The sequence below is a fragment of the Streptomyces sp. NPDC051051 genome (assembly GCF_040682975.1).
GTDB lineage: Bacteria > Actinomycetota > Actinomycetes > Streptomycetales > Streptomycetaceae > Streptomyces.
In genome coordinates this window covers 1-7,457 of record NZ_JBFBCB010000109.1, presented here as the reverse complement: position 1 = coordinate 7,457, position 7,457 = coordinate 1, and the positions used below count along the sequence as shown (strand labels likewise).

8 protein-coding genes are annotated in these 7,457 nt (G+C 70.4%); all 8 read left to right on the top strand.

Going from position 1 to position 7,457, the window contains the following annotated elements:
- Window positions 1-121 precede the first annotated feature (121 nt).
- The 8 genes from AB0N31_RS35990 to AB0N31_RS35955 all read left to right on the top strand — a co-directional run bounded on the left by AB0N31_RS35990 (window position 122) and on the right by AB0N31_RS35955 (window position 7,280).
- Window positions 122-766, top strand: coding sequence for an HAD family hydrolase (locus AB0N31_RS35990; RefSeq protein WP_366062756.1), 645 nt, complete (start codon window positions 122-124; stop codon window positions 764-766).
- A gap of 78 nt (window positions 767-844) precedes the next feature.
- Window positions 845-2,071 carry an MFS transporter gene (locus tag AB0N31_RS35985; RefSeq protein ID WP_366062755.1) on the top strand — a complete coding sequence of 409 codons (1,227 nt, stop codon included), beginning with the start codon at window positions 845-847 and terminating at the stop codon, window positions 2,069-2,071.
- Window positions 2,022-3,194: an acetoin utilization protein AcuC gene (locus AB0N31_RS35980; RefSeq protein WP_366062753.1), complete on the top strand. Its 1,173-nt coding sequence runs from the start codon at window positions 2,022-2,024 to the stop codon at window positions 3,192-3,194. Before AB0N31_RS35985 ends, AB0N31_RS35980 begins: the two co-directional genes overlap by 50 nt.
- 237 nt (window positions 3,195-3,431) lie before the next feature.
- Window positions 3,432-4,229, top strand: coding sequence for a phosphatase (locus AB0N31_RS35975; RefSeq protein WP_366062752.1), 798 nt, complete (start codon window positions 3,432-3,434; stop codon window positions 4,227-4,229).
- A 134-nt stretch (window positions 4,230-4,363) separates the two neighbouring features.
- Window positions 4,364-4,576, top strand: a complete 213-nt coding sequence (locus AB0N31_RS35970) for a helix-turn-helix domain-containing protein (RefSeq protein ID WP_004984898.1) — start codon at window positions 4,364-4,366, stop codon at window positions 4,574-4,576.
- 155 nt (window positions 4,577-4,731) lie between these two features.
- Window positions 4,732-4,830 carry an AURKAIP1/COX24 domain-containing protein gene (locus AB0N31_RS35965; RefSeq protein WP_003948845.1) on the top strand — a complete coding sequence of 33 codons (99 nt, stop codon included), beginning with the start codon at window positions 4,732-4,734 and terminating at the stop codon, window positions 4,828-4,830.
- A gap of 288 nt (window positions 4,831-5,118) precedes the next feature.
- Window positions 5,119-6,180 carry an NAD-dependent epimerase/dehydratase family protein gene (locus AB0N31_RS35960; RefSeq protein ID WP_366062751.1) on the top strand — a complete coding sequence of 354 codons (1,062 nt, stop codon included), beginning with the start codon at window positions 5,119-5,121 and terminating at the stop codon, window positions 6,178-6,180.
- A 14-nt stretch (window positions 6,181-6,194) separates the two neighbouring features.
- Window positions 6,195-7,280: a lysophospholipid acyltransferase family protein gene (locus AB0N31_RS35955; protein ID WP_366062749.1), complete on the top strand. Its 1,086-nt coding sequence runs from the start codon at window positions 6,195-6,197 to the stop codon at window positions 7,278-7,280.
- Window positions 7,281-7,457 lie beyond the last annotated feature (177 nt).

Sequence of the window (7,457 nt, the reverse complement as noted above, 5' to 3'; positions counted from 1 at the left end):
GCAGGGGGGACCCTGTGGGAGAGTAGGACGCCGCCGAACAATCTTTCCGGGAAACCCCCGTGCCGATGGCACGGGGGTTTCCTGCGTTTATCGGGGACTTTTAGCGTTCTAGGATCGAGTCATGCGCTACGACCTGGTCGTCTTCGACAATGACGGTGTACTCGTCGACAGTGAGTCGATCTCCAACCGGCTGCTGGCCGCCTATCTCACGGAACTCGGGCACCCGACCTCGTACGAGGACTCCATCAGGGACTACATGGGGTCCGCCATGCACCGGATTCACGACCTGGTGCTGGAGCGGACCGGGCAGCGGCTGCCGGCGGACTTCGACGATGTCTTTCACGCCCGGGTGTTCGCCGCGTTCGAGCGGGAGTTGCTGCCCGTGGCCGGGGTGACCGACGTGCTGGAGAAGCTCGCCGCGGACGGGGTGCCGTACTGTGTCGCCTCTTCCGGGAGCCATGAGCGGATACGGGTGGGGCACCGGACGACCGGGCTGGACCGGTGGTTCGAGGACGCGCGGATCTTCAGTGCGCAGGACGTGGGCAAGGGAAAGCCGGCGCCGGACCTCTTCCTGTACGCGGCCGAGCGGATGGGGGTGGCGCCAAAGAGGTGTGTGGTCGTCGAGGACAGCCCGCTCGGGGTGCAGGCGGCCGTGGCGGCCGGGATGGACGTGTACGGGTTCACCGCGATGACGCCGGCCGCGAAGCTCGCCGGTGCCACCGGACTCTTCGCCGACATGGGGGAGTTGGCCGACCTGCTGAGGTGAGCCCTGCGGCAGAGCTGAGGGGATTTCATCTTTGGCTGGATCTACCCACGAGTACGCCGGGGCCCTACGCTCGCCGCCATGACAGAAGTGCTGCGGCGCGGTAGGGCCTCGTTGGCGTTCGGCTTCTTCGCCCAGGGCGTCGCCTTCGCGCTGCTCGTGACCCGGATCCCGGCCATCCAGGACCGTTACGGGATCTCCGACGCGCTGCTGCCCGTCTTCCTCGCCGCCGTACCGATCCTGGCCGGGGTGGGGAGCGTGGCCACCGAGCGGCTCGTGAAGCGGATACCGCCCAGCCGGCTGCTGCGCTGGTCCCAGCCGGTCGTGCTGCTCGCGTTGCTCGGGGTGGGGGCCGGGGAGCGGATGGCCGGGCTGGGTGTCGCGCTCGCGCTGTTCGGGCTCGCCGTGGGAGCGCTGGACGCCTCGATGAACATGCTCGGGGTGAGCCTCCAGCGCGAGTACGGGCGGAGCATCATGCTCGGCTTCCACGCGGTGTACAGCCTCGGCGGCATCGTGGGGGCCTCACTGGCGTGGGCCGGGGCGCACTGGCATCTCGCGCTGTGGGTGTCGTACCTGCCGGTGGTGCTGGTGCTGCTGCCGGCCGTGCTGGTGGGGAGCCGGTGGTACGTCGACGCGGACGGCGGTGGACGCGGCGCCGTCCTCGAGGCGGACGAGGCGGAACGGAGCGGGGGTGTCGTCTTCAAGGCGCTGTTGCCGTTGTGCCTGGTGATGACCTTCGCCTACATCGGGGACTCGACCGTGTCCAACTGGAGCGCGAAGTACCTCCAGGACGTGCTCGGGAGTTCCGAGCAGCTGGCGACCGTCCCTTACAACGTCTACATGGTCACCACGCTGCTCGGGCGGGCCATCGGGGACCTCGGGGTGCGGCGGTACGGGGCCGCCGCGGTCGTACGGGTGGGGGCGGCGGTGGCGGCGGCGGGGTTCGCGGTGGTGGCCGTCGCGCCGGGGGCCTGGGCGGGGACGGGTGGGTTCACGTTGGTGGGGCTGGGGCTGTGTGTGCTGGTGCCGCAGACGTTCGCGGCGGCGGGGAGGCTGTTCCCGGGGGCCTCGGACGCGGCCGTCGCTCGGCTCAACGTCTTCAACTACGTCGGCTTCCTGATCGGTTCGCCGCTGGTCGGGGCGCTGGGGGACGCGTGGAGCTACCGGGGGGCGATGGCTGTGCCGATGGTGTTGGTGCTGGTGACGTTCGGGTACGCCAGGTCGTTCACGCCTCAACCCGACCGATACGGTGGCGGGCATGAGCGGCCGCGCACAGCTGATGTGGGACGAGGCAGTAACGGGGTATGACTTCGGTCCGAACCATCCGATGGATCCGGTACGGCTGGCCCTGACCCGGCGACTGGTCGACGCCCTGGGGCTCGACCGGGAGGTGGAGATCGTCTCCGCCAAGCCGGCGGGGGACTCGACGCTGCGGCTCGTCCACCGGGAGGACTACATCCAGGCCGTGAAGGCCGCCTCCGCCGATCCGCGGGCGGCGGACGTGTCGTACGGGCTCGGCACGGTGGACGATCCGGCCTTCGCCGGGATGCACGAGGTGTCCTCGTTGATCGCCGGGCTGTCCGTGGGGGCGGCGGAGGCGGTGTGGCGGGGGGACGCGCTGCACGCGGTGAACTTCACGGGCGGGTTGCATCATGCGATGCCCGGTGGTGCGGCGGGGTTCTGCGTCTACAACGACGCGTCGTTGGCCATCGCGCGGTTGCTGGAGCTGGGGGCTCGGCGGGTCGCGTACGTGGATGTCGACGTGCATCACGGGGACGGCGTGCAGGCGGCCTTCTGGGAGGACCCGCGGGTGCTGACGATCTCGCTGCACGAGCATCCCCGGACCCTGTTTCCGCAGACCGGATGGCCGGAGGAGACCGGGGCGGGGGACGGGGAAGGGGCCGCGGTGAACGTGGCTCTGCCGGCGGGGACGGGGGACGCGGGGTGGCTGCGGGCGTTTCACGCCGTGGTGCCGGAACTGGTCGCTGATTTCCGGCCGGACGTGCTGGTCACCCAGCACGGGGCGGATACGCATTTCGAGGATCCGTTGGCCCACCTGGCGGTGTCGTTGGACGCGCAGCGGGCCGTGCAGGTCGCCTGCCATGAGCTGGCGCACGAGTACGCCGGGGGGAAGTGGGTCGCGCTGGGGGGCGGTGGTTACGCGGTGGTGGAGGTGGTGCCGCGGTCGTGGACGCACCTGGTGGGGATCGCGGCGGGGCGGCCCGTGGCGCCGGAGACGGTGATTCCCGAGGGGTGGCGGCGGGAGGTGTTCGCTCGTACGCGGCAGTTGGGGCCGGTGCGGATGACCGATGGGCGGTGGCCGGTGTCCTGGGGTGCCTGGGAGGCGGGGTACGACCCCGCGGACCGGTTGGACCAGGCGGTGCTGGCGACCCGGCGGGCGGCGTTTCCGTTGCGGGGGTTGCTGGCGTAGGGGGTGGCGGGGTGAGGGTTCGCCCCCGCCGCCCTTACCCGTTCCCGTCCCCAGGGACTCCGCCCCCTCGACCACGGCGGGGACTCCGTCCCCTGCGCCCGTGCAGGGTTTTTGGACCCGCTCAGTTTTTCCGCCGTGGGCGGTGACGGTCTTACGCCGACCGTGGGGGCTTCGGGGGTTCGGGTGGTGGGGGGAGGGGGTGTTCGGGAGGATTTCAGGGTGTCGAGTCGGGGTGGTATGGCGGAGTATCTGGTTCGGGTGGGGCTGGCGGGAGCGGTGGGAACCGAGCGGGAGGGGAGTCTTCGGCGCTATCGGGCGTTCGCGGCCCGGGATCCTCGGGTGTTGATCGGGATCGACCCTGAAGGGGTCTGGTCGGAGCGGGAGTTGATCTCGCTCATGGCGGAGAAGTGTGGCGTTTCGGCCGATCCGGAGCACGTTTCCGGGCATGATGTGATCGATCCCGAGCTGACGCTTCTCGCGCTGGACGCGTTCGCCGAGCGGCTCGCCGTGGTTGCCCGGCGTGGTGGGGCCGTGCTGTTCGGGACCGGGCATCCGCACCGGCTGCTCGGGTTCTACGCAGGGATCGCAGACGCCCTGTCGGCGGCGGGATGTGTTGTCCTCACCCCGGCGCAGGGTCGCTGTGTCGACATAACGACCCGGTTCGGTCTACGCACGCTCCGCCTCGCCTACGTACGCGGTGTCGGGTCGGTGCGGGAACCCGGGTCCGGGCGCCCCGGTGGTGCGACCGGCGTGCACACGCACTCACCCCTCCCGGTTCGACTGGCGCTGGCGGCGGCCGCGGAGGCCGGCGGGCCGCTGCCGGATCTGGTGATCGGGGACCACGGCTGGGTCTGCGGAGCAGGTCAGCTGGGGTTCGAGGCGATCGGGCCGGGGGACACCGACGATCCCGCGCTCTTCGTCGGGCAGGCCGAGGGGGTCGTGTCCGTCGCCGTTCCGCTTGATGACGGCGCGCGCGCCGGCTACTACCTGCCGCTCACCCACTACGTACTCGATCGGGCAGGCCTGTCACAGTAGGCCGCCGACGGGTGCACCTCTTCCCCACTCGCATCACCCGCCCCTACATTGGGGAGTGAGCACGCAGCGACGAAGAGTCACCGGAAGGGGAAGCCGGTGGCCGTCGAGTCGAGTGCGGAAGGTTCAGGTGTGTCATGGCTGCAGCTGGCGAGAGGCCTCTGAACGAGGTTCAGTTCCTTACCGTGGCGGAGGTCGCCTCGGTGATGCGAGTGTCGAAGATGACCGTGTACCGGCTGGTGCACAGCGGTCATCTGCCCGCGATCCGGGTCGGAAGGTCCTTCCGTGTCCCGGAGCAAGCGGTTCACGAGTACCTCCGCGAGAGCTATGTGGGGGTGGAAACCGCCTGACGGCAGGGCGGGGGGATCCGCGTCACAGGGCGCTTCGGGGTCCCTCCGCCGCCTCGATTACGACCTCAGCGCTCGGGCGGGTAGGCTAGCCCCTCGTAGGTCGTATGGGCCCATGGCGCCCAGCACCGAGTGATGAGAAGTGAGCGAGGGTAGTCGTGGGCTCTGTTATCAAGAAGCGGCGCAAGCGGATGGCCAAGAAGAAGCACCGCAAGCTGCTCAAGCGCACGCGCGTTCAGCGTCGTAACAAGAAGTAAGTTCGTTCGACGCGAGCCGCGGAAGCGTGGTGTGGCCCCCCAGCCGGTAACCGGCTGGGGGGCCACACGCATGTCGGCTTCCCGTGCGGCCGGCTGAACCCCGTGCGTGCGCCCGGACGGGAACGTGGCTGATCCTGTCGTACGACCGGCCGGTGCCGTCACGTGGCGCATCGGGTGGTCATCACAGCGCAACACCGACCCGCTAAGTTGGCCCGCAGCGGGGAACCCGGCAAGGTGGGCGATGCGGCAGGGTAGGACCGGACCTAGTGCGGAAGGAAGGCGCTGATCTTGGGCAAGGTCGTGCTGGTGACCGGGGTGGCCCGTCAGCTGGGGGGCCGGTTCGTACGACGGATCCAGCGTGACCCGGACGTGGACCGGGTGATCGCGGTGGACGCCGTGCGGCCCGAACACCATCTCGGCGGCGCGGATTTCGTCCAGGCCGACATCCGGCAGTCCGCCATCGCGCGGGTCCTCGCCGAGACCGGCGCCGACACGGTCGTCCACCTGGACGTGACGGCCACCGCGCTCGGCAGCGGGAGCCGGACCACGGTCAAGGAGACCAACGTCATCGGGACGATGCAGCTACTCGGCGCCTGCCAGAAGTCGCCGAACGTGAAGCGGCTCGTCGTGAAGTCCAGCACCAACGTGTACGGCTCCGCGCCCCGCGATCCGGCCGTGTTCACCGAGACCACCGTGGCCAAGTCGCTGCCCAGCGGCGGCTTCGCCAAGGACACCGTGGAGGTCGAGGGGTACGTCCGCGGATTCGCCCGGCGGCGGCCCGACGTCGCCGTGTGCGTGCTGCGGTTCGCCAACATCCTCGGCCCGACCGCGGAGACCCCGCTCGCCTCGTACTTCTCGCTGCCGGTCCTGCCGACCGTGTTCGGCTACGACCCGCGCCTGCAGTTCGTGCACGAGGACGACGTGATCGAGGTGCTGCGGATCGGCTCGCACGAACCTCGGCGGGGGACGCTCAACAGCGGCACCTTCAACATCGCCGGCGACGGCGTGCTGCTGCTGTCGCAGTGCTCGCGGCGGCTCGGCCGGCCCACCGTCCCGCTCCTGCTGCCGGCCGTCACCTGGGCGGGCACCCTGGTGCGTACGCTGGGCATGACGGACTTCTCGCCCGAGCAGATCCGGCTGCTCACGCACGGGAGGGTCGTGGCGACCGACCAGATGCGCGAGACGCTGGGATTCACGCCGAGGTACACCACCGCGGAGACCTTCGCGGACTTCGCACACAGCCAGGGGCCGGGGCTCCTGCCCCCCGAGGCCCTTGCCGGGGTCGTCGACCGGATCGCCGCGCTGCCCCACGCGGGCGGCGGCCACCCCCCGACGCAGAGCGCCAACTGAGGAGCGCATCAACGATGGCGGACGCCAAGGTCATTCCGTTCGACGACGACCGGTCCCGCGGGGGTGCCGTGCAGCGGCCGTCGCGGCGCCGGGGCGCGGGGAACCGGCGCGGGACCGGCGAACCTGCGCCGGTCCGCGAGATCGGTGAGGCCGCTGAGGCCGGTGCGGTCCAGGCCCTGCCGACCAGGGCCGTTCCGCGGGATGATGTTCCCGTGACCGGTGAGGAACAGTCGCCGCGGCCGGACGGCGACGGCGACGGCGGCGGCCTGGAGCGGCGGATCGCCGGCGGGCTGTCCTTCCTGCGCCGCCGACTGACCGGTGACTACGACGTCGACGACTTCGGCTACGACCAGGAGCTGACCGACCAGGTCCTGATGTCCCTGCTGCGCCCGGTGTACGAGAAGTACTTCCGGGTGGAGGTCAAGGGCGTCGAGAACATCCCGGCGGACGGCGGTGCGCTGATCGTCGCCAACCACTCCGGGACGCTGCCGCTGGACGGGCTGATGATGCAGGTCGCCGTGCACGACCAGCACTCGGCCGGCCGTCACCTGCGGCTGCTCGCCGCCGACCTGGTGTTCGTCCTGCCGGTCGTCAACGAGCTGGCCCGCAAGCTCGGGCACACCCTGGCGTGCTCGGAGGACGCCGAACGGCTCCTGGCGCAGGGCGAGCTGGTCGGGGTGATGCCGGAGGGCTTCAAGGGCATCGGGAAGCCCTTCAGCGAGCGCTACAAGCTCCAGCGGTTCGGCCGGGGCGGCTTCGTGTCGACGGCGCTGCGGCAGGGCGCCCCGATCATCCCCTGCTCGATCGTCGGGGCCGAGGAGATCTACCCCATGATCGGCAACGCCAGGACGCTCGCCCGCGTGCTCGGTTTCCCGTACTTCCCGCTCACCCCGACGTTCCCCTGGCTCGGCCCGCTCGGCGCGATCCCGCTGCCCACGAAGTGGACGATCCAGTTCGGCGAGCCGATCCCCACGGACGGCTATCCGCCGGAGGCGGCCGAGGACCCGATGCTGATGTTCAACCTGACGGACCAGGTCAGGGAACAGATCCAGCACACGCTCTACAAGCTGCTGGTGCAACGGCGGTCGGTGTTCTTCTGAGCCGGATGCGTACATGCCTACGGCGGTGGGGGCGGCCTTCTCGGGAAAGGCCGCCCCCACCGCCGTACGAGACGTGCGGAGGCCGCTAGGGCGTGTTTCGAAAGTCCCGTCTGCCCGGCGACGCCTGGCACGCACGCTCGCCGCGTTGTCGGGGTCGCCCCGATACAACCAGTATCG